Origin of the sequence: Bordetella holmesii, from assembly GCF_020735985.1 — a bacterium.
GTDB classification, from domain to species: Bacteria; Pseudomonadota; Gammaproteobacteria; order Burkholderiales; family Burkholderiaceae_B; genus Bordetella; species Bordetella holmesii.
This window is the reverse complement of record NZ_CP085973.1, coordinates 2,267,148-2,291,986: the sequence shown is the minus strand read 5'-3', so window position 1 is coordinate 2,291,986 and position 24,839 is coordinate 2,267,148. Positions and strand designations below refer to the sequence as shown.

Genomic DNA, 24,839 nt, shown 5'->3' with positions numbered 1-24,839 from the left:
ATTGTTGTGACATCGCGCTTACGTTCGCAACAAAGTCCCCCACGGCCCAAAGATGGGGACGGGTTGGGCTAAGCTTTGAGTTCGTCATTTGATAGGTCTGCCTGTTTGTTGATCTCGGTCCTGTCTCCTTTGGTGCGCCGTCTGGCCCGCATGTTGGCCGGGAGCTATGGGCTGCGCGCTGCGCTTATCGTCTCCGTTGCATTGGCCGTGGGGGGCTGCACTCAGAATGAGCCCCAGGAGCGCGCCGCGCTCATTGCGTGGCTGCAGCAAGACAGCAATGCCGCGCCGGACGCCGGGACGCTCAGGCGCTTTGGTGACTATCGGCAGCACCATGCGGTCATCGGTGCCTATCTGCAGGTGCAGGCAGGCGCCTCGCACAGCATCGAGCAGGCATTGAGCGAATTGCCTGCGCACAGTGTGCAGGAGGTCGCCTCCCGTCGCGAGCGTTTACTGGTTCTGCGTGCCAGCCTTCATCGCGAACAGCAGCACCTCGAACAGGCGTATCGTCAGGCCGTTTCGCAGCGCAAAGATCTGATGCAGGCGCCGGACCTCAAGGTGGCTTACGATCAGGCCTTTGAGCGGCTGGTGACCCACCCGCAGGCCGTCATGGTGTCTCTGATGGATCTACTGGAAGAGCCGCTTTCGGTGTCGTTGAAGGTCGCCGATTTTGTTGCTCTGCATCAGGATCAGATCACCGTGGCAGGGCCCGTGACACAGGTCATGGACCCCACGGTGCGCGATGCGCTCAATGCATTACTGGATACGCTCAACGCGCAGTCGCGCGCTCTGCAGCGCGCCGCCGCGCTCTGTAGGCAGTTGGAGCTATGTTCGACCGGGCCCGGCGGGGCCTCACCCTCAATGGCGCCCGCGCCGCGTTTTCAGGACGACTTATGACGCAATCGCCACCCATGCATAATCGGACGTTTATCGCCCTGTTGATCATCGTGACCCTTGCCTTTCTCTGGCTGCTCTGGCCATTTTTTGGCGCGGTGTTCTGGGGCACGATTCTTGCCATTATTTTCTCCCCCTTGCATCGGAAGCTGGCGCGCCGGATGGCGCCACGCACGACGTTGGCCGCGCTGCTGTCGTTGGGGCTGGTACTGCTGGTCGTGATCATTCCTCTGATCCTCATCACCGGATCCCTTGTCCAGGAAGGGGCCAGCCTCTATGAGCGCATGCATTCCGGGTCGCTGAATTTCGGTACTTACTTTCAGCAGATCATGGATGCGATGCCGCCAATCGTGCATGATCTATTGGCGCGTTTCGACCTGAACGACCTGGGCAGCATTCAGGAAAAACTGTCGGCGGGAGCGATGCAGTTGAGCCAGTTCGTGGCGACGCAAGTGGTCAATATTGGTCAGGATACGGCGCAATTTCTGATCAGCTTTGGCGTAATGCTGTATTTGCTGTTTTTTCTTCTGCGCGACGGCTCGCGACTTTCGCGCCGACTGCGGCGTGCTGTGCCGATGGATGAGGGCTACAAGCAGCATCTGTTCCGCAAGTTCACCACCGTGGTGCGTGCGACCGTCAAGGGCAACATTGCGGTGGCCGCGGCTCAGGGAGCGCTGGGCGGCATCATCTTCTGGGTGCTAGGCATTCAAGGGGCATTGCTGTGGGGCGTCATCATGGGGTTCCTGTCCCTGCTGCCGGCCGTCGGCGCGGGCCTCATCTGGGCGCCGGTGGCGATCTATTTCCTGGTGACTGGCGCCATCTGGCAGGGTGTCGTGCTGATTCTTTTCAGCGTGCTGATCATCGGCATGGTCGACAATGTTTTGCGTCCGATCCTGGTGGGCAAGGACACCAAACTGCCTGACTATGTCATCCTGATTTCGACGCTCGGCGGCATGGCCCTGTTTGGCCTGAACGGCTTTGTCATCGGGCCGTTGATTGCTGCGTTGTTCGTGGCGTGCTGGGATCTGTTTTCTCCGCCCGACCCCGAAAACCTGCCCAAGGACGCGGACAGTTTGCCCGCAGCCGAACCCCGCGGCAAACCCTGAATCGGCCGCGCCAGGGCCATGGCCGCTTGGGGCGCGGCCATGCCAAGGAGACTCGCATGACAGCCATTGCCAGTGATATCCAACTGCGCCCTTTGGAGCGCGGTGACCTGCATTTCGTGCATGCGCTCAACAACAACGACGCGATCATGCGCTACTGGTTCGAGGAGCCCTACGAGGCTTATGACGAACTGATGGCGCTCTATGACAGGCACATCCACGACCAGTTCGAGCGCCGTTTCATCGTGCAGCGTGAGGCCGGCCAGATGGTGGGTCTGGTCGAACTGGTCGAAATCAACCATATCCACCGGCGCGCCGAGTTCCAGATCATCATCGCACCGGGTTTTCAGGGGCACGGCTATGCCAAGGCCGCCACCCGGATTGCCATCGGGTAGGCCTTCCGGGTGCTGAACTTGCACAAGGTTTATCTGGTCGTCGACAAGCAGAATGAGGCCGCCGTTCACATCTATCAGGCCTGCGGTTTCTCGGTGGAAGGTGAGCTGCGCGAGGAATTTTTTTCCAATGGACGTTATCGCGATGCTTACCGGATGAGTCTGCTGCAGTCTGAGTATCTGAGTACATATGGCAGCATTCCTGAGCATGCATCGGTGCTGCGCGATTGGCAGCCCCAGATTGACGGCGAGTGAGGTTTGGCGCCGTGCTGGCCGCAGCCATGTTTAATCGGCCAGTACACAGGTATTGCGCCCGCGTGCTTTGGCTGCATAGAGTGCATCGTCGGCGCGCTTGAGCAGGCGCTGATAGTCGGGATGGCCATCGTGGGTGGCCACCCCCACGCTCATTGTGACTCGCTTTTGTGAGCCGTCAGGCAGCAAAAGCGCCTTGTCCTGCAGGCGTTGGCGCAGATTCTCGGCTACGTGCTGTGCCTGTGTCGAGTCGGCGTCCACCAGTACCACCAGGAATTCCTCCCCGCCCAGCCTGAATGTGTAGTCGCCGCCGCGGCTGTACGTGGATACGAGCGCGGCGACCTGTTGCAACACGACGTCGCCGGCATCATGGCCATATTCATCATTGACGGTTTTGAAGTAATCGATGTCCACCATCAGCACCGACAATGGCGAGTCGGTTTTGCGGGCATAAGACACCTCCTTGCTCATGACGACATGCAGGAATTTTCGGTTCAGCAAGTAGGTCAGCGTGTCTCTGCCGGAGTCCAGGTGATTGGCTTTCTCGAACAGGGCGTCGACGAGGTAGGCCAGGGTCCTGGTGGCTTCACGTACGGCGTGCAATAGCCGCAGACGGTCCTGTGGGTCGTCGCTCTCATCGAGCAGCCTGTCGATCGCCTCGATCTGCAACCGTGCCTGCGTGGTCTCCTGGGCGCCTTCGAAAGCATGTGCGGCCTTGTGCGTGAACCATAGCCCAAACTCGGATTTTCGCAGCCGGGGAAGCATTGCCCGGCTGTCGCCGACCGACAGGCCGAACAACAACTGGTTCTCCCAATCCAGCAGGGCGGCGCGTTGACGTTCCTTTTCTGTGCCCACATTTTGAGACAGGCTGAGCAAACGATAGCCTTCTTCGGCGCGCGCATTGCGATCGTGCGAGTTGGCGTAGGCGAGCGACATCATCTCGATGGAGAACAGCATGATCTCGCCCAGATAGTCAGCCAGTGGCCAGCGCAACGTCTGCGGAACATCGTCGTCGTGAGCCACGCCGGCCCGCAGGTGATTGATCAGCATGCGGGTGCCCTGCATCACGAGATAGAAGGGGATGTCTATGCGCGCGTGCACCTCACCCACGCGCTGCTGAAACGTGACGGCACTCGCATAGTCATGATGAACTGCTGCGCCGAACACCGTTCGGAGCCAGCTTTGCAATGAGGCGTGCAGTTTCTGGTGGACGAGTTGGTCAGATAGAAAATAGGCGGCCGCCTCGTCGGCCAGCATGGTCTCGTAGAAGGCAGTGGCAAGCTCGCCAGCCTGTCTGTCGATGCGCTCAAGGGCCAGGTGGATGACTTCGGCGGGGTACGGCGCGCAGATTTTTTTCCAGCGCGCCACGAACATATCGGTGTGGAGTTTCAAGACAGGATACTTAAAGAAGAAAAGACGGCGCTTTTCAGGCCGTGGCTAGCAGAGCAGCCCGGTTGCGACTGCCGCGGGGCTTCTCCACATGATGTGCCGATCGCCGATCGAGGCTTACTGCGGCTGTAGTTTGCCCAGGATAAAGCCGTCGACCTGGGCCAGGCGGCCTCGCCACAGCGTCGGTTGCAGGCTGATCGGCTCGCCATCTGTGGTGAAGAAGAGCGCATCGCTCAAGTGGATGTAGTTGGGCCGTGGATCGACAGGTTGAGGCTGCCGGAAGACATCACCCAGTTCGGCCAGGGTAGTGCGCACGTGACCTGCCCCCAGATTTAGTACGGCACCGACATAGAGCCCAGGGGTAAAAGACCTTCTTTCTGATGAGCCTGCACGAATTGCGCCGGCGTTAAATATCCGAGCGCGCTGTGAGGCCGATCGGTGTTGTACTCGACTCGCCAGTTTTCGATCAAGCTTTTAGCCTGTCGCAGGGACAAGAACCAGTGCTCGTTAAGGCATTCGTCGCGGAACTTGCCGTTGAAACTTTCGATATAAGCGTTCTCCACCGGCTTACCCGGCCGAATAAACGACAGCTTTACGCCTGCTTGGTAGGCCCAGGCGTCCAAGGCTCTTCCGGCGAACTCTGGCCCGTTGTCCACGGTAATAGATCGCGGCAGGCCACGCATCTCCGCCAGCCGTTGCAGCACCATGGCAACACGCAGTCCCGGCAACGACGTATCGACCTCGATGGCCAGGCATTCGCGAGTGTAGTCATCGACGATAGTCAAACAGCGGAATCGGCGGCCATAGGCTAGGCCGTCGGCCACAAAGTCCATTGACCAACTCTGATTCGGCGCGATTGCCGCTGGGCGAACCACGCGCTCGGTCGCCGCGATTCGCTTACGCTTTCGTTTTCGCACGCTTAACCCTGCCAGACTGTACAGCCGCCAGATTCGCTTGTGATTTGCTTGCCAGCCTTCGCGACGTAAGAGCACATGGATCCTCCGATAGCCGTAGCGTCGTTTCGCCACTGCCATCTCTTTCATGCGCTCGGTCAGCGCAGCATCGCCTGAGCGTGTGCTCTCGTAGGCAAACAGCGACCGCGAAATTCCTACCAGCCCACAGGCCCGGGTAACACCCATGCTGCGCTCGGTCATTAATGTCCTGACCGCCTCGCGTTTGGCCTGCGGGCTGACTACTTTCGGCTTAGCAGATCCTGAAGCGCCGCCTTGTCCAGCATCGACTCGGCCAACAGCTTCTTGAGCTTGTTGTTCTCCTGCTCCAGCTCCTTGAGCCTCTGAGCGTCCGACACCGTCATGCCACCGAACTTCGCCTTCCAGTTGTAGTACGTTGCCTCGGAGATTCCGTGCTTGCGGCACAACTCTGCGGGCTTGGCACCTGCATCGGCTTCCTTGAGCACGCCGATGATTTGCTCTTCCGTAAATCGTTTCTTCATTGCCATTCCTTTGGGAACGGACTCTACATCGATTTCGTACTAATCACGGGGAGCAGGTCAAGAGGAATTAAAAAACACTTGCGAACGCAGCGTATGTTCCGCCATGCCAGACTGCACCATGCTGCCGTGTCAGGTGGCATTCCTGAATCCATTTCTATTCACGCCCGTCCAGCAGAGATTGCAGACCGCGCATTGCCGGGACACTGGGAGGGTGATCTCATTTCGGGAACAAATAAAAGTGTTATTGCCACGATCGTAGACCGAAGCACACGATTTACCGTGCTTTGTAAGATCAACGATAAGCGGGCCGAAACCGTCACCCAAGCTCTTGTCGAGCAGATGCGCCAGCTCCCCACGCAACTCAGGCAAAGCCTTACCTGGGATCGTGGAGCTGAGTTGTCAGCGCACAGACGTTTTAGTATGGAGACTAATATGGCCGTTTACTTCTGTGATCCGGGCTGCCCTTGGCAACGAGGAACCAACGAAAATACGAACGGCTTGCTACGTCAATATTTCCCTAAAAAAACCAGCTTGGCCAACTATACCCAGGACGACCTCAACGAAGTCGCCACCAAGCTAAACAACCGCCCCAGAAAGACGTTAGGGTTCAAAACCCCGGCCGAAGCGTTAGACGAACTGTTGCACTGACCGTCTGAATCCACATCATCGCTTTTGCGGGGGGATTACCATACGGGCTGCGCCAGGAGTTCATCACGCCGCACTGCCCACAGCAAAACGGCATGGTCGAGCGTGTGATCCGCACGTTGAAAGAACAATGCGCGCATCGGCGCCGCTTCGAGACCATCCAGCATGCCAGCCGTGTCGTAGGGGACTGGATACGCTTTTACAACTACCGGCGCCGGCATCAGGCGCTCGGCATGAAGACCCCGGCTCAGGCATTTGCTTTAGCCGCGTAACATGAGCAGGTTCTGCTGGGTCATTACACATTGAACAACGGTAATGTCAGACGCGATTGCGGAGCGCATAGCGTTTTGCGGAGCAAAACAAAAGGCCCTCACCGAAGTGAGAGCCTTGATATTCCTTGGTGGCGCATCCCTGATTCGAACAGGGGACCTGCGGATTATGATTCCGTCGCTCTAACCGGCTGAGCTAATGCGCCAATGCGGCTTGTCGCTGCATTTCTCGTCTACCCCGCAAAATCTGCGCGATCAACGAAGAACGAAATTCTAGCACAACTAATTTTTTTCGTGCAAGCGACGGCTGCGTTTTTCCGTTCAGTTATCGCGTGCCAGTCGGATGCCACTGAACTGCCAGCGCGCCTCGGGCGGGAAGAAGTTGCGGTAGGTGTTGCGGATGTGGCGTTGCGGGGTCACGCAGGATCCACCTCGCAAGACATACTGGTTGCACATGAACTTGCCGTTGTATTCGCCGATGGCGCCTGCGGCCGCGTGAAAGCCGGGGTAGGCGTCATAGGCGCTGGCCGTCCATTCCCAGACGTCGCCGATGAGTTGCACCGGCCCGCCCGCAACACCGGGCCGCGGTGCGGGGCAGGGGGCGTAGTGTCCGCTTTCAAGCAGGTTGGCCGTGGCTGCGGGATGGCGGAGCGCGGCGAGTTCCCATTCGGCTTCGCGCGGCAGGCGTACCCGCGACCAACGGGCATAGGCGTCGGCCTCAAAATAGCTCACGTGGCAGACGGGTGCTTGCAGATCGAGGGGCTGCAGGCCGGCCAGCGTAAATGCCTGCCACTCGTCCTGTTGGCCCTGCCAGTACAGGGGCGCGCGCCAGCCCTGGGCACATACGGTGTCCCAGCCCTGCGATAGCCAGAGGTCGGGCCGGCGGTAGCCGCCATCGAGCATGAACTGAAGGTACTCGTATTGAGTGACTAAACGATTGGCCAAATGGAAGGATGGCAGCAGCACGTCATGCGCGGGGCATTCGTTGTCGAACGCGAAACCGTCGCCAGAGTGCCCGATACGGGTCTGGCCGCCGGCATAGCGGGTCCATCCGGTTGGGGTGGCGGGTGGCAGCGTCAGCCCCGCCGCGGGCAAATAGGCGGGCAGCGCCGGGTTGCAGGATAGCAAGTGCTTCAGATCAGTCAGGATGAGCTCTTGGTGCTGCTCTTCATGGTTGATGCCCAGCTCCACGATTTGATGCAGCGCGTCATCGCCGGGGTGCTGGGTCAATAGATTGGCCACCGCGTGTTCGACCTCGTGACGGTAGTCCAGTACCTCTTTGAGGCTGGGGCGAGTAAGCAGTCCCCGCTGCGGGCGGGGATGCCTGTCTCCCACGGCTTGGTAGTAAGAGTTGAACAGCACACGGTATTGGGGGTGGCGCGCCCGGTACCTGGGATCATGGCGGGCCAGGACAAATGTCTCGAAGAACCAGGTGGTATGCGCAAGGTGCCATTTGACGGGGCTGCAGTCCGGCATGGATTGCGCCTGGCAGTCCTCCGCCGTAAGCGGGGCGGCCAGAGCTTCGGTCATTGCGCGCATCTGAAGCAGGCGCGCGGCGGCATCGGCAGGAGCGGCAACCGAGTGCGGATGGGTCAGCGCACAGGTCACGTTGCTGGCGGCGAAGGGGCGGGCGGACATCATGGGGTCCTTTCAACTGCGCGCGTGATAGACGGTGAACCAGTCGCGTGCATCTGACCAGTGTTGCACGTCGTGGAAGCCGGCCTCATGCAGCAAGGCTTCAAAGCCTTCCGTGGTGTATTTGTAGGAGCTTTCGGTGTGTATGGTTTCGCCGGTATTGAACTGTCGGCGTTCGCCGGGCCACTCGACCTTCACGTCGTGCAGGGCGCGCAGATGCATTTCAACCCGCTGCCGGGAAGCATCGTAGCGCGCCATGTGCTCCCAGTCGCGGGCGTCGAAATTGCTGTGCAGGATGTGATTGACGTGCCGCAACAGGTTCAGATTGAACGCTGCGGTCAGGTGCAATGCATCGTCATAAGCCTGCTCGAGGATGTCACGCGGCTTGACACGGTCCACGCCGATCAGCGCTTGGGCGCCAAGCCGGGCCATGCTGCGCAGCAGGCCAAGAGCTTGGGGGCGGTCCAGATTGCCGATGCTGGATCCGGGAAAGAAAATCAGTCGGCCCTCGCGTGCGGTGAGCGGGGGCAGCGTCAGGCCGGCGGCGAAATCCTGCTCGATGGGCAGGATGTCCAGTCGGGGATGGCTACGCTTCAGACGCTGCACGGCCTGACGTAGATAGTCGACAGAAATATCCACCGGCATGTAGCACTGCGGTTGTAGGGCGGGTAGTAGTTTCTCCGCCTTGGCGCAGTCGCCCGCTCCAAGATCGATGAGTGTGCGTACGGTGCCGGCCCGCTGCGCGATGGCTGCGCCATGCTCCGACAATATTTCTGCCTCGCAGCGGGTGGGGTAATACTCCGGCAGTAGCGTGATGGCGCTGAACAACGTCGAGCCCAGCCCGTCATAGAGATACTTGGGTTCGATGGAAGCGCGGCAAGCAAGCAGACCGGCTTGCAGGGCGAGGTGGCCGTCGGCGGGCTCTTGGGTGGCGCGTTGATTGATCAGCCGCAGGTGGGCTGAGTGAGTGCCGCCGGTTTTGATCAGGGGCGGCCTTGAGTGCTGCGGGTGCTTCTGTGGGGGGGCCATGATGGATTCCCTTTGAAGTCGCGCTGAAATGTCATTGTGGGCGAGGTGGGGCGGTTGCTGTCAACAGCACGGGCCGGGTTGCAATGGTTTTTTACGAAATGCCGGGCTTGAGCAGACGTTGCATGCTGCAACACAGTCTTGCTGCTGCGCGCGGATCTGCCGCTTCAGAAATATGGATTTACGGCTAGTTGCCAAACCAGAGGACTGCGGGCCAGCGTCGCTGGAGAATAAGGGCCAGGTAGTTCCGCTAGGGAGGCCATATGACTCGCATTGTGCTTGCGCGTTTTGACAGTATGGCTTCGGCTCGCAGTGCGGCGCATGCTCTCATCGCCGACGGCATCACTGAGCAAGCCGTAAGCCTTCTGCTGGAGGATGGTTGCCACCCGGCTCCCAGCCACCGGGGCATGGATTTGCGTTTGCCCTCTGTCCGTTATGCCGCCATGGCTAGCTGTGAAGATTCAATAGGTTGTATGCATGGTTCATCCGAACCGGATTTGAGAAACTGGAAATCGCCAACCCCCCAGTTCACTCAAGGAGCCCGGCCGGATGAACACCCATAAGCATGCCCGATTGACCTTCCTACGTCGCCTCGAAATGGTCCAGCAATTGATCGCCCATCAAGTTTGTGTGCCTGAAGCGGCCCGCGCCTATGGGGTCACCGCGCCGACTGTGCGCAAATGGCTGGGCCGCTTTCTGGCTCAGGGCCAGGCGGGCTTGGCCGATGCGTCCTCGCGCCCGACGGTCTCGCCCCGAGCGATTGCGCCGGCCAAGGCGCTGGCTATCGTGGAGCTGCGCCGCAAGCGGCTGACCCAAGCGCGCATCGCCCAGGCGCTGGGCGTGTCAGCCAGCACCGTCAGCCGCGTCCTGGCCCGCGCCGGTCTGTCGCACCTGGCCGACCTGGAGCCGGCCGAGCCGGTGGTGCGCTACGAGCATCAGGCCCCCGGCGATCTGCTGCACATCGACATCAAGAAGCTGGGACGTATCCAGCGCCCTGGCCACCGGGTCACGGGCAACCGACGCGATACCGTTGAGGGGGCCCGGCTGGGACTTCGTCTTCGTGGCCATCGATGACCACGCCCGCGTGGCCTTCACCGACATCCACCCCGACGAGCGCTTCCCCAGCGCCGTCCAGTTCCTCAAGGACGCAGTGGCCTACTACCAGCGCCTGGGCGTGACCATCCAGCGCTTGCTCACCGACAATGGCTCGGCCTTTCGCAGCCGCGCCTTCGCCGCGCTGTGCCATGAGCTGGGCATCAAGCACCGCTTTACCCGACCTTACCGCCCACAGACCAATGGCAAGGCCGAACGCTTCATCCAGTCGGCCTTGCGTGAGTGGGCTTACGCTCACACCTACCAGAACTCCCAACACCGAGCCGATGCCATGAAATCCTGGCTACACCACTACAACTGGCATCGACCCCACCACGGCATCGGGCGCGCTGTACCCATCTCCAGACTCAACCTGGACGAATACAACCTATTGACAGTTCACAGCTAGCGCCGCCGCCTTGGCGACGGTCGGGGCCATCGTCGGTGGTGTTTTTTCAGCCGCACTGCATGTCCAAGGTATGGGGGGTATGCTCGTCGGTGCGGCAGCCGGCGCCTATGTCGGCGCCATGGCGGGCGCCATGTTTTTACTGCGTGCTTTGCGACAGACGCAGCGCAGACTGGTGCAGTCGGAGGATGAGGCGGCCAGCCGCGGTGTGGTGCTGGCCGCGCAGATCCATCCTGATGAAGAGGGTGCTGTTCTGAGCCTGCTCAATGATGCGGGTGGGCGGCATATACAGCGTCAGCAGCATGTCGGCCGTGCGCCGGCATCGTGGGCGCCGCGTGATCGCCGCCTGGATCGGGCCGGGCACACGCAGTGGCAGAGTTGAGGCGCTTTGCGCGCTTTTGCTGCGTGGTTGGCGTGCTGTGGCTGACAGGCTGTGCGACAGTGCCCGGCCCGCAGGCGTTGCAGGAGCGCCGCCAACAGGCAGCGCTGTCGGCAGCTTCTGCGCAGAGCAGCTATCTGAAAGGCCGGCGTGTGGTGGCTCGGGTCACTGACACCGGCGAACAGGCCGATTTTCTGGGGCGCCATCTTGCCGTCGAGGGTGCGATTGCCGGCACGGCGCTGGTGGCTGGAAACCACGTCAGGTTGCTGGCGGATGGGAGGGCGACGTATGAGGCCATGTTGCGCGCCATCTCCCGCGCCCGCGCTTACATTCACATGGAGTCCTATATCTTCGATGAGGGTGAGGCTGGCGAAGCATTTGCGGAAGCCCTGATTGCGGCTCGGCAGCGCGGCGTTCCGGTGGCGGTCATGGTGGATGCGGTGGGCACGCTCGATACGCCGGAATCGTTGTTCGACCGCCTGCGTGCGGCCGGAGTGCAAGTGCTCGTCTTCAATCCGGTCAATCCGGGTCACTCGCGCAAGGGTTGGTCGCCCAATCAGCGCAATCACCGCAAATTGCTGGTGGTCGACGGCGAAGTGGGGTTTCTTGGCGGGATCAATGTCAGCGATGTGTACGCTTCGGGCAGTTCGCTGGGGCAGGGCGAGCCAGGCCAGGCCCCGTGGAGAGATACGCACCTGGAAATCCGTGGGCCAGCCGTCACGCAGATCGAGGGCGTGTTGCTTGCTGGCTAGCAGTCCCAGCACGGGCCGTCCATGCAGGGCGGGCGGTTCTTGCGCGTCGTGCCGCGCCAGGGGGATACCGTGGTGCGCATCGTGGCCAACGATCCTGACAGCGAGGACGGCTACGCCGTCTACTTGACGTTGATGTCGGCTTTCGAGAGTGCGCAGCGCTCGATCCACGTCACGATGGCTTACTTCGTGCCCGACCCCGCCTTTGTCCAGTCTCTGGCGCAAGCCGCCGAGCGAGGCGTGGACGTGGTGCTGGTGCTGCCGGGCTTTAGCGACAGTGCCGTGGTGTGGCATGCCGGGAGGTCACATTATGCCGCGCTGCTCAAGGCCGGCGTGAAGATCTACGAGCGGCGCGACAGGCTGTTGCACGCCAAAACCATGGTCGTCGATGGGGTCTGGTCCACCGTGGGTTCCAGCAACATGGATTGGCGCAGCTTTGGCTTGAATTATGAGATCAATGCTGTCGTTTTGGGACCGACGTTTGGTAGTGAGATGGAGGCCTTGTTTGCGCTCGACCGCCAGGCTTCGGTTGAAGTGACGTCCGAACAGTGGCTGAAGCGCTCATTGGACGAGCGCTTCATGGAGACATTCTCGCGGCTATTCGAGCGTTGGCTCTAGGCTGGCTCGGACTGTTGGGGTTGCAATTCGGCCAGGGCTGTAGTGATGTCGGTGACAGGCTGGAAGGAATCGGCCGTGGCCATGCTCCAACCTACCTTGAACACGTTGTGGCGAAACTCTCCGCGCAGCAGTTCTCCCGGAGTGAGTTCCGGAAAAAGCGCGGATAGCAGACGCACTTCGCTGGAAGAAATGCGCCGAGCAATATGGTGCGTGCGCAGTTGGTTGGGGTGCGTCAGGCCCGCAGCTTCCAGGAGTTCTGCCAGCGCGTGCAATGTATTCTGATGAAAATGTGCAACACGCTGGGCTTTGTCGGGTACGACCAGCGCGCGTTGGCGCATGGGATCCTGGGTGGTCACCCCCGTGGGGCATTTGCCTGTGTGGCAGGCCTGGGCCTGGATGCAACCAATGGCGAACATGAAGCCGCGCGCCGCATTGCACCAGTCGGCGCCCATGGCCATGACGCGTGCCATATCAAAGGCCGTGATGATCTTGCCCGAGGCGCCGATACGGATGCGGTCGCGCAGGTTCACGCCCACCAGGGTGTTGTGGACCAGCCGTAAGGCCTCGCGCAATGGTGTGCCGACATGGTCGACGAATTCCACTGGCGCCGCACCCGTGCCACCTTCGGCGCCGTCGACCACGATGAAGTCTGGCGTAATACCCGTTTTGAGCATGGCTTTGACGATGGCGAACCACTCCCATGGGTGACCCACGCAGAACTTGAAGCCGACCGGTTTGCCGCCCGAGAGCGCACGCAGACGCGCCACGAAGTGCATGAGACCCACCGGCGTGTCAAAGGCGCTGTGGCTCGACGGCGAGTTGCAGTCCTGCCAAGCTGGCACCCCGCGTGCTTCGGCGATCTCCAGGGTGACTTTGCTCGCAGGCAAAATGCCCCCGTGTCCGGGTTTGGCGCCCTGAGAAAGCTTGATCTCGATCATTTTGACCTGCGGCGTACAGGCATTGCGAACGAACGCTTCTTCCGAAAAATTGCCTTGCTCGTCGCGGCAACCGAAATAGCCCGAACCAATATTCCAGACCAGCGCGCCACCCGGTTGGCGATGGTAGCGGCTGATTCCACCTTCGCCTGTGTCATGGGCAAAATTGCCGATGCGCGCGCCATCATTGAGAGCCAGCACGGCATTGGCCGACAAGGCGCCGAAGCTCATGGCCGAGACGTTGAAAGCCGACATGGAATACGGTTGGGTGCAGTCCGCCCCGCCGACCTGGACCCGGAAATCGGAATCGGTGATGTGCGAGGGAGCCATGGAATGGTTTATCCACTCATAGCGGTCTCCGTAGACGTCTTCCTGAGTGCTGAAAGGGCGTTTGTCGATTTCTTGCTTGGCGCGTTGATAGACGATCGAGCGCTGTGCGCGCGAGAACGGCGCGGCGTTGGTGTCATCCTCAAGGAAGTATTGCCGGATTTCCGGCCGGATGAATTCAAACAGAAAGCGCAGGTTGCCGATGACCGGGTAGTTGCGCCGAATCGCGTGCCGAGGCTGGACGATGTCGTAGATGCCAAGCAGGCTCAACGCCGCCAGCGGCAGGGCTGCCCACAGCCAGACCGGGCCGCGCAGTTCGGCAAGCGTGATACTTGCGGCCGCGCCAATGAGGATGAGAGCAAAAGCCGTGTGGCGGCCAGCGATCCAGTGCATATGCCTCTCCGAGGTACTGATTTGCTGCCAACCTTAACAGAATCGCCTGACAGCTCTCTCAAGAGAGGCACGGGCATGCCTCAACGGAAAAGCCCCGCCAGCCGGATTGCAGTCCGGATGGCGGGGCTGGTGCGCGGTGCCGCTGTGGCTAGCAGCTTGACGGGGCAGGTGTCTTTTCGACGGCTAGCGCGAAGTACGGACGCAGATGCACGCCTAGTGCGCTGCCCAGGAAGGCGGCAGGCAGCCACAGCCATGCGTGCAGGCTTCCTGACAGAATGCCGCTGAAATACGCGCCAATGTTGCAGCCGAATGCCAGCCGTGACCCATAGCCCAGCAAGAGTCCGCCGATGATGGCACCTGCCAGCGATCGGGCCGGGACCTTCCAGATTGGTGCGAATTTGCCCGCTGCCGAGGCGGCAGCAAGCGCTCCAAGCATCAGCCCGACATCCATGACCGACGTGACATCCCGGCTGATCGGGGCAGCCAGCGCGGCCTGCTGCTTGGTCCAATATGCCCATGTGGAAACGTCACCGCCAAAGGCGTCGAGAATTTTGGCTCCCCATAGCGCGAAGGCCGAGGTAATTCCCCACGGACGGCCGGCCAGCGCGAGCGTGGCAAAGTTGAGAATCACCAGTGCAATCCCGCCCCAGATCAGCGGCCAAGGGCCTTGCAGCAGGGTTGCTGGGCGGCTGGTGTGCGCCGCGGAAGAAATCAGGTGGCCATGACGACGCTTCTCCAGCACGGTGGTCAACCAGGCAATAAAGGCAAAGACGGCCAGATTGGCCACTAGCGCCGTAGGCAGCCCCCAGGTCTTGATAAGCGAAGTGGGCGGCAGCGCCGGAAGACTCGACCACCACGGGAAATTGGCTGTCGCGATGACCGAGCCGACGATGAAGAACAACAGCGTGACGATCATCCGAGTGTTACCGCCGCCCACGGCAAAGAGCGTGCCTGAGGCGCAGCCTCCGCCTAATTGCATGCCGATACCAAACAGGAAGGCACCCAGGAGCACGGAGACGCCAGGCGGCGACACCAATCCATTGACCGGCATTCCAAACAATGTGCCGGAGGCCAGGAAAGGGAAGAACAGAACGACACCGAAGGCCAGCATCACCATCTGCCCGCGCAGGCCCGCGCCGCGCCGATCGGAGACGAAGACCCGCCACGCTTGCGTGAACCCGAAGGACGCGTGATAGAGCGTCACGCCCAATAGCGCGCCGACGATCCACAGCGCACTCTGGCGCCAGCTTACCGTTTGCAGCAGGTAGAACGCGCCGGCGAGAACCAGCAGCAACGCGATCAACAGCGGTTTGCGGTTGACCTGAATGACTGCGGAGGGAAAGGGCAAGGTCGAGGCGGGTGTGCTCATGGTTGCACCGAGAAGGCAGAAGGAAGGCGTGCGGACGCCCCAAGAGTGGCAGTATAGAAGAGAGCTTTAATAACAAAAAATAATTGTTTATTGTTATAATATTTCTACTTGGTATATTTACATGCTTAGTCGCCATGCCAGGGCCGCAAGCGTGGCCAGAAGAACCGGCAGGGTCAGTACAAGGCCTACCCGGAAGTAATAGCCCCAGGAGATGTGCAGCCCCTTGCGCGCCAGCACATGCAACCACAGCAGGGTAGCGAGGCTGCCGATGGGCGTGATCTTCGGCCCCAGATCGCTGCCGATCACGTTGGCGTAAATCATGGCCAGGCGAGTGCCCTCATGGGCAACCTGCGCATCGGCAATAGACAATGCTCCGATCAGAACGGTGGGTAGATTGTTCATGACGGAAGACAGCAACGCGGTGGCAATACCCGTGCCCAGCGAGGCACCCCATATGCCGGCGTCGGCGCACCTCTCAAGCAAGTGGGTCAGGGCCTGAGTCAGCCCGGCGTTGCGCAAGCCGTAGACAACCAGATACATGCCGAGCGAGAACACCACGATATGCCAGGGGGCTTCGCGCATGATGCGCCGCGTACCCACGATATGGCGGCGCCCCGCGATCAGCAGCAGGCCTGCTGCACCCAGCGCAGCAATCGCGCTGACGGGTACTCCCAGCGGTTCGAGCAGGAAAAAGCCCGCCAGCAGCAAGGTCAGGACCACCCAGCCGGCACGAAACGTCAGGCTGTCGCGTATGGCTGTGTGTGGGGCAGGTAGATCGGCGATGTTGTAGCGGGCGGGAAGGTCGCGCCGGAAGAAGAGCCACAGCATGGCAAGAGACGATCCGACGGCCACGATGTTGACCGGCACCATGATCGCAGCGTATTGGCTGAAACCCAGCCCGAAGAAATCGGCCGAGACAATGTTGACCAGGTTGGAGACGATGAGCGGGATGCTGCCGGTGTCCGCAATGAAGCCGGCCGCCATGACGAATGCCAGCGTCGCTGCCGGGCCGAAACCCAGCGCCAGGAGCATTTCCATCACGATGGGAGTGAGGATGAGCGCGGCACCGTCATTGGCGAACAGTGCAGTGACCGCAGCGCCCAGCAGCACGATGAGCACAAACAGGCGCTGACCGCTACCGCGGCCCCAGCGCGCCACGTGCAAGGTGGCCCACTCGAAAAAACCGGCCTCATCGAGAATCAGGCTGGTGATGATGATGGCGATGAAGGTGGCGGTCGCATTCCATACGATGTGCCAGACCGCGCCAATATCCGCTAGCTGCACCACCCCGGTCAGCAAGGCCAGTGCGGCGCCTATGCAAGCGCTCCAGCCGACATTCAGACCGCGCGGCTGCCAGATGATCAGAGTAAGCGTAAAGGCAAATAGGGCGAGCGCCAGCATGGTTCAGATGGGATGGAATTGTTGGATCCAGGCGACCAGGGCCGAGATGGTAATGACAGACAGAACGGTCGACAGCAGGATAGCGCGTGACGTCGTGTTGGCGGCACGGCCATAGAGTTGGGCGAGCATGAATGGCCCGGTGCCGATAGGCAGTGCGCTGATGAGCACGGCGCACCAGGTCCATAAAGGGGGCATGGAAAACACCCAAAATGCGAGGATGGCCGTGACGGTAGGTTGAAGCAGCAACTTGCCGGCAACCAACCGGGCCACCGGACGGCCTGCGCCGCCCGGCTGCGCCTGAGCCAGGAACAGGCCGATGGTAATGAGTGCGCAAGGGCTGGCCGAGGCGCCCAACAGTTCGACGTATCGGTCCATGCCTTCGGGCAAGGTAAGCCCCAGACCGGCCCACAGCGCGCCGGCCATCGGGGCCACGAGCAGAGGGTTGCGGGCCAGAGCGCGCCCGACGTGAAGCAACGTGCTCGCCCAATGGTGCTGCTGGCGCTGGTCGTACTCGATGAGGGCGATAGCACACGCAAACAAGGCGCAGGCCGTCAGTAGCGTGGCGATGATCGCCGCTGGCAAACCGGCCGGTCCCAGCACTGCCAGGCATAGCGGGATACCCATGTACCCCGCGTTGGAGTAGGCCGCGGCAAGGCCTTCTATGGTGCGATCCGTCAGGGGCCGGCGTGGCCCGATGGTGATCAGGTTCAGGCCGAAGGTGACGCAGACGCCGCCCCAGAACGCAGCAATGAAGCCCCAATGCAGCATATCGTCCATCCTGGCTTGGGCCATGGCACGAAACAGCAGGGCCGGCAGGGACAGATAAGCCACATAGCGATTGAGCGCGTCGGTAGCGGCCGGGCCCAAGACGCGCGCGCGAGCAGCGAGCCAGCCGGTCAGTATCAGGGCGAAGACCGGCAGCGTGGCATTGACGACGGCGGACATGGCGCAAGGCGGATTTCGAAAGCAGCCATTCTACTGAAGCCGCAGGTACTTGGAGGCGCTGCCGCTCCCTGAGACAATCGCAGCACCACAACTTGCTGGAACCGTCGTCATGAGCACTGTGTCTTCCTCACCCGTTCGCATCGTCATTGGTACCTGGGATCGTCTGCGCGAGCACGCCACCTCGGTCCGTCATGAGGTTTTCGTGCTCGAGCAAAACGTGCCTACGGAAATCGAGCTCGGCGATGAGGATGCCGTTTCGGTCCATGCTGTCGCTTACGATCTCGAGGATAGGCCGGTGGGTACGGGGCGGCTGCTGCTCGATGGCCACATCGGTCGCATGGCCGTACGTAAATCGGTGCGGGGCACCGGCGTGGGCGGGCGTGTGCTCGACGCGCTTATCGAGCAAGGGCATGGGGAAGGGGAAGGTCATCGCATGCTGGTGCTGCATGCGCAGACCCATGCCAAAGCCTTTTATGAGGCCCACGGGTTTCGTGCCGACGGCGATGAGTTCGTCGAGGCCGGGATTCCTCACGTTGTCATGGTCCGCGAGCTGACGCGCACTCCGTGAGAAGGTGGCTGGCTGCGCGCCGCCATATCTTCTCTTGCTAGGAGCGGGCGCGGTGCCCTATCGCTGGGGGCGCAAGCCCGGCCAAGCCGCGACGGGTATAAAAAAACCAACCTGATAAAAGGTCGGGTTTTTTTAAAAGCGGTGGTGCCCAGGAGAGGACTCGAACCTCCACACCTTGCGGCACATGGACCTGAACCATGCGCGTCTACCAATTCCGCCACCTGGGCTCTGTCGATTTTGCGTTGCCGCGCAATCAGCAGGACGCGAATTATGCCCCCTTTTTAAGGGGGGTGCAAGTCACCCTAAAAGATATTTTCGGCGGGTTGCCGCTATCCTTGAGGTTTTGCCGCGACCTGTGGCGTTTCTCGGATCACTGCTTTATGTCCCGTCCGCATTGTGGCCGTTGCGAGCGACCGCTTACGCATTGTTTGTGTCCGATGTTGCCCAAGTTGCCGTCCCAGACGCGAGTGCTTTTTTTGCAGGACCCACGGGAGGCCGGGCATGCGCTGAATACCGCCCGGCTCGCCTGGCTGGGGTTGGCTCGGGCTGCCCGAGTGGTGGCCGATGAGTTTGATGAAAGACTCTGGATGCGTCCCGGCCAACAGGCGCTGTTGTTGTTTCCGGGGCCCGCGGCTGCGGTGGCCGCGCCGCCCGTGCCCGGCGGGTTGCCGCGCTTGCTGGTGGTGCCCGACGCGACCTGGCGGCGCGCCCGCAGCATGGTTGCGCGCCATCCCTCTCTGGCGGCGTTACCCAGGCTCACCATTGCCGGCGCAGGGCAGGGGCGCTATCGCGTCCGGCACGCAGACCTGCCAGGGGCGCTGTCAACGCTCGAGGCGGTGGTGGCGGGCCTAAATGCCATGGAGAGTACGGATCGCTTTGATGCATTGCTCGAGCCGCTGGAACGGTTGGTGCAAGGGCAGATCGAGGCAATGGGGGCGGCGCGTTATGAGGCGCATCATGTCCGCCGTGAGGGCAGTCGTTCGGGCCGGCGCGATCCTTGAGGCAGGTATTTTAGGCGAGACCAAAACAAAACCCCGGCTCGCTTGGGCGAGCCGGGGTTTTGAATTTCAACCAGGCAAGAGGTCTGATGACTCTGCCTTTTATCTCTCAGTTTGAGCTCAAACTGAGAGAAAGAAACTGTGGTGCCCAGGAGAGGACTCGAACCTCCATACCTTGCGGCACATGGACCTGAACCATGCGCGTCTACCAATTCCGCCACCTGGGCACTGTGTCTGACAACATTTTTGCGCTGAATTTCACGTAGACTAGCTACTCCGCAAATCGCTGTGTTTGACTTTCAGTGTCGCACTGGGCTGACCACAGAAGCTGCGCATTATATACGGGATTCTCAGCTTTGGCAAAACGATCGAACAACGACGCAAACAAAAATAATAGATCTACTCCGGTCGTGCCCGCTGCTCCGCCGGACTTTGATCCGGACGTCCCCTCTCGCGAAGAGATTCTGAATGCCTTGCGCACGGCCGGCGCGCCTTTGGCGCCTGCCGAACTGGCGCAGCGCATGGGTGTCGAGCGCGAGGCGACCCTGGTTGGCTTTGAGCGCCGGCTCGCCGCCATGGAGCGCGATGGCCAATTGTTGCCTAATCGCAAGGGCGTGCTGTTGCTGGCCACCAAATTGGATTTCGTTGCCGGTCGCGTACAGGGCCATCGGGATGGCTTTGGCTTTCTCGTCCGCGACGACGGCGGGCAGGATATCTTTCTGTCGCCGCGCGAAATGCTAAAAGTGCTGCATGGTGACCGTGTCCTGGTCAAGCCGGCTGGCGAATACCGTGGCAAGCCGGAAGGTACCATCGTTGAGGTGATAGAACGCCGCACCAACAAGTTGGTGGGCCGTTTCCTGCATGAGCACGGCCTGTCCATCGTCGCGCCCGAAGATCAGCGCATCAAGCATGACATTCTGATCCCTCCCGGCGATACCAATGGAGCTCAGCATGGACAGGTGGTGTCGGTCGAGATTATCGAACAGCCGACCCGTCACACGCAGCCGCTGGGCAAGGTGTTCGAGGTCCTGGGCGAGATTGATGACCCTGGCATGGAAATCGAAATTGCCGTGCGCAAGTTCGACGTGCCGGTGGAGTTCTCGGAGGCGGCGCGCAAGCAGGCCGCGCGCCTGCCAGACGTTGTTCGCAAAAGCGATCTCAAGCACCGTGTGGATCTGCGCGATGTGCCGTTGATCACCATCGATGGTGAGGACGCGCGCGACTTCGACGATGCTGTCTATTGCCAGCCGGTTGATCTGGGCACGGGGCAGCGCAAGCGTCCCGGTTGGCGGCTGTTGGTGGCTATCGCCGATGTCAGCCACTATGTGAAGCCGGGCGATGCCATCGATGATGACGCCATCGAGCGTGGTACCAGCGTATATTTCCCGCGCCGTGTCATTCCCATGCTGCCCGAGTCGCTGTCCAATGGGCTGTGCTCGCTCAATCCGAACGTCGATCGCCTGGTGCTGGTCTGCGATATGGTGATTCCGGCCACGGGCGCGAAGGCCGGCACGGTCACCGCTTATCAGTTCTACAACGCGGTCATGCATTCGCAGGCGCGCACCACCTACACCAGCATCTGGGAGGCTCTGCAGCAGCCGGGTGGGCCAGCCGCGGCGGCGCTGGGCAAGCTGCTGCCGGATGTTCAGCACCTGTACGAGCTCTATCAGTTGCTGTCGCAGCAGCGTAAGAAGCGCGGCGCCATCGATTTCGACACCATCGAAACGCGGATTGTTTGCAATGAGCTCGGCCGTATCGAGCAGATCGTACCTATGGTGCGTAACGACGCTCACAAGCTCATCGAAGAGTGCATGCTGGCGGCCAATACTTGCTCGGCCGACTTCATGCATCGCAGCAAGCACCCGGGCCTTTACCGAATCCATGAGGGCCCCACGCCGGAGCGGCTGCAGGCGTTGCGTGAGTTTCTGCGCACCCAGGCGCTGTCGCTCGGCGGCGGCGACACCCCCACGGCCAAGGATTACGGCGAGTTTCTCGATACGGTGCGTGGACGGCCCGACTTTCCGCTGTTGCAGACCATGAGCCTGCGCTCCATGCAACAAGCGGTCTATAGCCCGGACAATATGGGCCACTTCGGTCTGGCCTATCCGGCGTATTCCCATTTCACTTCGCCCATCCGGCGCTATCCCGATCTGCTCACGCATCGCGTCATCAAGGCGCTGTTGCAAGGGCAGCGATATATCCCCGAGTTGCAGTCACAGCCGCTGGTTATCGGACGCAGCCAGCGCGATCACGAGCATGCCATTTGGGAGAAGCTTGGCCTGCTGCTGTCGGCCAGCGAACGCCGCGCCGACGAGGCATCGCGCGATGTGGAGGCCTGGCTCAAGTGCTGGTTCGTCAAGGAGCGCGTCGGCGAAGACTTCAGCGGTACGGTCACGGGCGTGGCGAGTTTTGGTATTTTCGTGACATTGGATACCTTGCACGTCGAGGGTCTGGTGCATGTTTCTGAGCTGGGTGGAGAGTACTTCCAGTTCAACGACTCGCTGCACGAGTTGCGCGGAGAGCGCACCGGCATGCGTTATCGGTTGACGGACAAGGTGCAGGTGCAGGTGGCGCGGGTCGACCTTGAGGCCCGAAGGATCGAGTTTCGCCTCGTCAAGGGCACGAGCTACGAATCCTTGCGCAAGCAAAGTACGCGTAATCCGGATGAGCCGCGCCGCGTCAAGAAGGCCGCTGCGCCCAAGCCTGCTGCGCTGAAGGGGCAGACGGCCAAACAGCGCCGCGCCGAGGCCAAGAAAACCAATAAAGTGCCGCCCACGCCGCCGCAGCGGCCCGCCGAAGCCGCCAAGAAGACCCCGCGTGGCCGACGCTAGCATTCGGGCGCGTTAACATTGCGGGAATCCAGGGGTGCGTCGCAAGGCTGTGCCCCGGCCCGTCGCAGCCGCGACGGGCTTTTCTGTTTTCAAAGGTAGTCATCACCATGGCGTCGACCCAAGTCCTGGCGGGGTTTCACGCAGTCGTTGCGCGCTTACGTCACGCACCTGAGTCCATCAAGGAAATCTATGTCGAAGCATCCCGCCGCGACAAGCGCATGCAGACGCTCATCGAGCAGGCCGAGCGTGCGGGGTGCCGGGTGCATCCGGTGCCCGCCGAGCGGCTCGACGGCCTGGCGCGCGGTACGCGTCACCAAGGCGTGCTGGCATTGGCCGACGAGCGTCCGTTGGCCGTCGGCGTGGGCGAGGTCCTGGACGAAATCGACGGGCCTGCCTTTCTGCTCATCCTCGACGGTGTGACCGATCCGCACAATCTCGGCGCCTGCCTGCGCACGGCGGATGCCGCAGGTGTACACGCGGTGATCGCACCACGGGATCGTGCCGTTGGCCTGAACGCCACGGTGCAGCGCGTGGCCTGCGGCGCGGCCGATACCGTCCCGTACATCATGGTCACCAATCTGGCTCGCACCATGCGCGAGCTGAAAGAGCGCGGCGTATGGCTGGTAGGCACCGACGATCAGGCCAGTCATGACATGCATGCGGTCGATGCCAGGCAGCCCATGGCTTGGGTCATGGGCGCCGAGGGGGAGGGTATACGCCGCCTGACACGCGAGACCTGCGATGAGTTGGTCAGCATCCCCATGCTGGGGTCCGTCGAAAGCCTCAACGTCAGCGTTGCCAGTGCGGTTTGCCTCTACGAGACCGTGCGTCAACGCCGCAACTGATTCTTTTCTTGCTACTACATGCCGGAAAACCGGCGCCGGGTACACCATGCACCAGAACGGCTTTACCACCACCATTCTCCATTCCGATCGCACCCAGGCTGTCGAGCACGGCGCGGTGCACAAGCCCATGCATCCGTCTTCGGAGTTCGCCTATGAGGACTCGCGCGAACTCGCGGCCGTGTTTCAGGGCAAGGCCGGGTTTACGTACGCGCGCCAGGGCACCCCGACGACCACCGCGCTGGAAGCCAAGATCAGCCAGATGGAGCGCGGCAAAGGGACGGTGAGCTTTGCCACCGGCATGGCGGCGCTGGCGGCCATTTTCACGACCCTGCTGCGCCGTGGTGATCATCTGATATCAAGCCAGTACATCTTCGGTAATACCAACAGTCTGTTGGGTACTTTGGTCGAGCTTGGCGTCGAGGTGACCGCGGTTGATGCCACCGACGCCGAGCAGGTGCGCGCGGCCGTGCGGCCCAACACCCGCATGGTGTTCACGGAAACCATTGCCAACCCCGGCACGCAGATTGCCGATCTGGCGGCCATCGGCACGATTTGCCGCGAGCTGGGGCTGGTGTATGTGGTCGACAATACGCTGACTTCGCCCTGGCTGTTTCAGCCGTGCGAGGTCGGTGCGTCGTTGGTGATGAACTCATTGTCGAAGTACATCGGCGGCCACGGCCATGCTTTGGGTGGCTCGGTGACGGACACCGGCTTGTTTGACTGGTCCGGCTACGACAACATCTTCGAGAGCTACCGTAAAGGCGCGCCCACAAGTTGGGGGCTGACCCAGATCAAGAAAAAAGGCTTGCGCGACATGGGGGGCACTCTGGCTGCCGAGCCCGCGCATCGCATTGCCATCGGTGCCGAGACACTGGCGTTGCGCATGGACCGGCACTGCAGCAATGCGCTGGCCCTGGCGCGGTTGCTGGACTCGCACCCTGGTGTGGCCAAGGTGCATTACCCAGGGCTGGCCGCGCATCCGCAGCATGATCGCGCCGGCAGTCTCTTCCGGGATGGGCGTTATGGCGGCTTGCTGGGTGTCGAGTTGGCCGACGGCATCGATTGTTTCGACTTCCTGAACCGGCTGAACATCGTGCTCAATGCCACGCATCTGGGAGATACGCGCAGCCTGGCCCTGCCGGCCGCGCACACGATTTACTACGAGATGGGCGCCGAGCGCCGGGCGCAAATGGGTATAGCCGACAGTCTCATTCGTGTCTCCGTGGGTATAGAGGACGAGGCCGACCTGTTGCTTGATTTTGATCAAGCGCTCAAGGAATCAATGGCCTGATCATTTGTTTACTGCCAACCTTGCGGACGTGCTTGGCGTTTTTGATTATTGCGCAAAGCTTTAAAAGCTAGTATCGGCGCGGTTTTTCGCATGGGTAATGCTTGACAGTCGAAGACGAGGCGGGCCTAATATGCCTCAGCGTCGCAGCTTTCCACAGCTTGAAAAAGCCTGCCAGGAAGCTGCGACGCAGCAATTAAAAGGTTGTGCTTTTGCAGCGCAAGAAATACTAAATCGTCACTCGTCAGTTCTGGCGCGAGCCCTAGATCGGCGCTTTCGCGCTGCGCGGGGCGCGTAATTCATACCTTGTGAGGGGTAATCCTGAATGAACAAAACCGAACTCATCGATCACATCGCCAGCAAAGCCGATATCTCCAAGGCGGCTGCCGGTCGCACGCTTGACGCTTTGATCGGTGCCGTCAAGACCACGCTCAAGAAAGGGGGCACAGTCACCCTGGTAGGTTTCGGCACCTTTGCCGTGTCCTCGCGCGCGGCCCGCACAGGCCGCAATCCGCGCACCGGTGAAACGATCAAGATCAAGAAAGCCAAGGTGCCGAAGTTCCGTCCCGGCAAGGCCCTGAAAGACGCTGTCAATTAAGTGCCCGTAGTGGCCGATCGCAGGCTCGTTGGGTATCGCGAG

Annotated in this window: 19 protein-coding genes, 3 tRNA genes and 4 pseudogenes; 14 read left to right on the top strand and 12 right to left on the bottom strand. The window is 61.2% G+C overall.

Features of this window, described 5'->3' with window-relative positions; translation table 11 throughout:
• The first annotated feature begins 105 nt into the window (after nucleotides 1-105).
• The 3 genes and pseudogenes from LK440_RS11015 (at nucleotide 106) to speG (ending at nucleotide 2,641) form a co-directional block, all read left to right on the top strand.
• Nucleotides 106-894 (top strand): DUF3053 family protein, encoded by a 789-nt coding sequence (locus LK440_RS11015; protein WP_005012711.1) that lies wholly within the window; start codon nucleotides 106-108, stop codon nucleotides 892-894.
• On the top strand, nucleotides 891-1,997 hold the full coding sequence (locus LK440_RS11010) for an AI-2E family transporter (RefSeq protein WP_005012713.1): 1,107 nt from the start codon (nucleotides 891-893) through the stop codon (nucleotides 1,995-1,997). Before LK440_RS11015 ends, LK440_RS11010 begins: the two co-directional genes overlap by 4 nt.
• Before the next feature lie 56 nt (nucleotides 1,998-2,053).
• Nucleotides 2,054-2,641: pseudogene (gene speG / locus LK440_RS11005) on the top strand (spermidine N1-acetyltransferase).
• Between the two features lie 30 nt (nucleotides 2,642-2,671).
• Here speG and LK440_RS11000 read toward each other — a convergent pair.
• The 3 genes from LK440_RS11000 to LK440_RS10990 all read right to left on the bottom strand — a co-directional run bounded on the left by LK440_RS11000 (nucleotide 2,672) and on the right by LK440_RS10990 (nucleotide 5,480).
• Nucleotides 2,672-4,030, bottom strand: coding sequence for a GGDEF domain-containing protein (locus LK440_RS11000; protein WP_005012715.1), 1,359 nt, complete (start codon nucleotides 4,028-4,030; stop codon nucleotides 2,672-2,674).
• A gap of 114 nt (nucleotides 4,031-4,144) precedes the next feature.
• A complete protein-coding gene (locus tag LK440_RS10995) occupies nucleotides 4,145-4,342 on the bottom strand; it encodes a hypothetical protein (protein ID WP_005012717.1) in 198 nt (65 codons plus the stop codon).
• 17 nt (nucleotides 4,343-4,359) lie between these two features.
• Nucleotides 4,360-5,480 (bottom strand): IS3 family transposase gene (locus LK440_RS10990; protein WP_101557886.1). Its coding sequence is split into 2 segments (ribosomal slippage): nucleotides 4,360-5,228 and nucleotides 5,228-5,480, totalling 1,122 coding nucleotides; the frame shifts between segments, so codons are not numbered across the junction.
• Between the two features lie 66 nt (nucleotides 5,481-5,546).
• Here LK440_RS10990 and LK440_RS10985 point away from each other — a divergent pair.
• Nucleotides 5,547-6,128 (top strand): annotated as a pseudogene (locus tag LK440_RS10985) (IS30 family transposase); the annotation flags it as partial.
• A 92-nt stretch (nucleotides 6,129-6,220) separates the two neighbouring features.
• Nucleotides 6,221-6,397 (top strand): integrase core domain-containing protein, encoded by a 177-nt coding sequence (locus LK440_RS10980; RefSeq protein ID WP_005012728.1) that lies wholly within the window; start codon nucleotides 6,221-6,223, stop codon nucleotides 6,395-6,397.
• Between the two features lie 126 nt (nucleotides 6,398-6,523).
• On the opposite strand, the gene LK440_RS10975 is transcribed toward LK440_RS10980, so the two are convergent.
• The 3 genes from LK440_RS10975 to egtD form a co-directional block, all read right to left on the bottom strand.
• Nucleotides 6,524-6,600 (bottom strand) — tRNA-Met (locus tag LK440_RS10975).
• 115 nt (nucleotides 6,601-6,715) lie between these two features.
• Nucleotides 6,716-8,032 carry an ergothioneine biosynthesis protein EgtB gene (egtB, locus tag LK440_RS10970; protein WP_005012730.1) on the bottom strand — a complete coding sequence of 439 codons (1,317 nt, stop codon included), beginning with the start codon at nucleotides 8,030-8,032 and terminating at the stop codon, nucleotides 6,716-6,718.
• 12 nt (nucleotides 8,033-8,044) lie between these two features.
• Complete coding sequence (gene egtD / locus LK440_RS10965; RefSeq protein WP_005019086.1) at nucleotides 8,045-9,058, bottom strand: L-histidine N(alpha)-methyltransferase; 1,014 nt, start codon at nucleotides 9,056-9,058, stop codon at nucleotides 8,045-8,047.
• A 546-nt stretch (nucleotides 9,059-9,604) separates the two neighbouring features.
• Here egtD and LK440_RS10960 point away from each other — a divergent pair.
• From LK440_RS10960 to cls, 3 genes and pseudogenes are all read left to right on the top strand, one after another.
• Nucleotides 9,605-10,556 (top strand): annotated as a pseudogene (locus tag LK440_RS10960) (IS481-like element IS481 family transposase).
• 70 nt (nucleotides 10,557-10,626) lie between these two features.
• Nucleotides 10,627-10,935, top strand: a complete 309-nt coding sequence (locus tag LK440_RS10955) for a hypothetical protein (protein ID WP_227944728.1) — start codon at nucleotides 10,627-10,629, stop codon at nucleotides 10,933-10,935.
• Nucleotides 10,923-12,299 (top strand): annotated as a pseudogene (gene cls, locus LK440_RS10950) (cardiolipin synthase). Before LK440_RS10955 ends, cls begins: the two are co-directional and overlap by 13 nt.
• Here cls and LK440_RS10945 read toward each other — a convergent pair.
• From LK440_RS10945 to LK440_RS10930, 4 genes are all read right to left on the bottom strand, one after another.
• On the bottom strand, nucleotides 12,296-13,954 hold the full coding sequence (locus tag LK440_RS10945; protein WP_005012747.1) for an FMN-binding glutamate synthase family protein: 1,659 nt from the start codon (nucleotides 13,952-13,954) through the stop codon (nucleotides 12,296-12,298). The pseudogene cls and the gene LK440_RS10945 sit on opposite strands and share 4 nt — an antisense overlap.
• Before the next feature lie 148 nt (nucleotides 13,955-14,102).
• The gene (locus tag LK440_RS10940; protein ID WP_005012749.1) at nucleotides 14,103-15,323 is read right to left on the bottom strand and encodes a YeeE/YedE family protein; all 1,221 of its coding nucleotides are present in this window, start codon (nucleotides 15,321-15,323) and stop codon (nucleotides 14,103-14,105) included.
• Nucleotides 15,324-15,440: 117 nt separating this feature from the next.
• A complete protein-coding gene (locus tag LK440_RS10935; protein ID WP_005012751.1) occupies nucleotides 15,441-16,724 on the bottom strand; it encodes an arsenic transporter in 1,284 nt (427 codons plus the stop codon).
• Nucleotides 16,725-16,727: 3 nt separating this feature from the next.
• A complete protein-coding gene (locus LK440_RS10930; RefSeq protein WP_005012753.1) occupies nucleotides 16,728-17,669 on the bottom strand; it encodes an AEC family transporter in 942 nt (313 codons plus the stop codon).
• A 109-nt stretch (nucleotides 17,670-17,778) separates the two neighbouring features.
• Between LK440_RS10930 and LK440_RS10925 the strand changes: the two genes are divergently transcribed.
• Entirely contained in the window at nucleotides 17,779-18,237 is a 459-nt protein-coding gene (locus tag LK440_RS10925) for a GNAT family N-acetyltransferase (RefSeq protein ID WP_005012755.1), read from the top strand.
• 142 nt (nucleotides 18,238-18,379) lie between these two features.
• On the opposite strand, the gene LK440_RS10920 is transcribed toward LK440_RS10925, so the two are convergent.
• Nucleotides 18,380-18,464, bottom strand: a tRNA-Leu gene (locus LK440_RS10920).
• Between the two features lie 153 nt (nucleotides 18,465-18,617).
• Between LK440_RS10920 and LK440_RS10915 the strand changes: the two genes are divergently transcribed.
• Entirely contained in the window at nucleotides 18,618-19,238 is a 621-nt protein-coding gene (locus LK440_RS10915) for a tRNA-uridine aminocarboxypropyltransferase (RefSeq protein WP_026087875.1), read from the top strand.
• A gap of 139 nt (nucleotides 19,239-19,377) precedes the next feature.
• Here LK440_RS10915 and LK440_RS10910 read toward each other — a convergent pair.
• Nucleotides 19,378-19,462, bottom strand: a tRNA-Leu gene (locus LK440_RS10910).
• Nucleotides 19,463-19,591: 129 nt separating this feature from the next.
• Here LK440_RS10910 and rnr point away from each other — a divergent pair.
• The 4 genes from rnr (at nucleotide 19,592) to LK440_RS10890 (ending at nucleotide 24,797) form a co-directional block, all read left to right on the top strand.
• Entirely contained in the window at nucleotides 19,592-22,066 is a 2,475-nt protein-coding gene (rnr, locus tag LK440_RS10905; RefSeq protein WP_025341372.1) for a ribonuclease R, read from the top strand.
• A gap of 107 nt (nucleotides 22,067-22,173) precedes the next feature.
• Nucleotides 22,174-22,911, top strand: a complete 738-nt coding sequence (gene rlmB / locus LK440_RS10900; RefSeq protein WP_005012762.1) for a 23S rRNA (guanosine(2251)-2'-O)-methyltransferase RlmB — start codon at nucleotides 22,174-22,176, stop codon at nucleotides 22,909-22,911.
• Between the two features lie 46 nt (nucleotides 22,912-22,957).
• On the top strand, nucleotides 22,958-24,202 hold the full coding sequence (locus LK440_RS10895) for a cystathionine gamma-synthase family protein (protein ID WP_005019089.1): 1,245 nt from the start codon (nucleotides 22,958-22,960) through the stop codon (nucleotides 24,200-24,202).
• A 322-nt stretch (nucleotides 24,203-24,524) separates the two neighbouring features.
• Nucleotides 24,525-24,797, top strand: coding sequence for an HU family DNA-binding protein (locus LK440_RS10890; protein WP_005012769.1), 273 nt, complete (start codon nucleotides 24,525-24,527; stop codon nucleotides 24,795-24,797).
• Nucleotides 24,798-24,839: the final 42 nt, after the last annotated feature.

What these genes read in the sequence shown, in the direction of transcription:
- LK440_RS11010 (WP_005012713.1), top strand. Translation starts at nt 891, where the DNA reads ATGACGCAATCGCCACCCATGCATAATCGGACGTTTATCGCCCTGTTG.
- LK440_RS10980 (WP_005012728.1), top strand. Translation starts at nt 6,221, where the DNA reads ATGGTCGAGCGTGTGATCCGCACGTTGAAAGAACAATGCGCGCATCGG.
- egtB (WP_005012730.1), bottom strand. Translation starts at nt 8,032, where the DNA reads ATGTCCGCCCGCCCCTTCGCCGCCAGCAACGTGACCTGTGCGCTGACC.
- egtD (WP_005019086.1), bottom strand. Translation starts at nt 9,058, where the DNA reads ATGGCCCCCCCACAGAAGCACCCGCAGCACTCAAGGCCGCCCCTGATC.
- LK440_RS10955 (WP_227944728.1), top strand. Translation starts at nt 10,627, where the DNA reads ATGGGGGGTATGCTCGTCGGTGCGGCAGCCGGCGCCTATGTCGGCGCC.
- LK440_RS10945 (WP_005012747.1), bottom strand. Translation starts at nt 13,954, where the DNA reads ATGCACTGGATCGCTGGCCGCCACACGGCTTTTGCTCTCATCCTCATT.
- LK440_RS10940 (WP_005012749.1), bottom strand. Translation starts at nt 15,323, where the DNA reads ATGAGCACACCCGCCTCGACCTTGCCCTTTCCCTCCGCAGTCATTCAG.
- LK440_RS10935 (WP_005012751.1), bottom strand. Translation starts at nt 16,724, where the DNA reads ATGCTGGCGCTCGCCCTATTTGCCTTTACGCTTACTCTGATCATCTGG.
- LK440_RS10930 (WP_005012753.1), bottom strand. Translation starts at nt 17,669, where the DNA reads ATGTCCGCCGTCGTCAATGCCACGCTGCCGGTCTTCGCCCTGATACTG.
- LK440_RS10925 (WP_005012755.1), top strand. Translation starts at nt 17,779, where the DNA reads ATGAGCACTGTGTCTTCCTCACCCGTTCGCATCGTCATTGGTACCTGG.
- LK440_RS10915 (WP_026087875.1), top strand. Translation starts at nt 18,618, where the DNA reads ATGTCCCGTCCGCATTGTGGCCGTTGCGAGCGACCGCTTACGCATTGT.
- rlmB (WP_005012762.1), top strand. Translation starts at nt 22,174, where the DNA reads ATGGCGTCGACCCAAGTCCTGGCGGGGTTTCACGCAGTCGTTGCGCGC.
- LK440_RS10895 (WP_005019089.1), top strand. Translation starts at nt 22,958, where the DNA reads ATGCACCAGAACGGCTTTACCACCACCATTCTCCATTCCGATCGCACC.
- LK440_RS10890 (WP_005012769.1), top strand. Translation starts at nt 24,525, where the DNA reads ATGAACAAAACCGAACTCATCGATCACATCGCCAGCAAAGCCGATATC.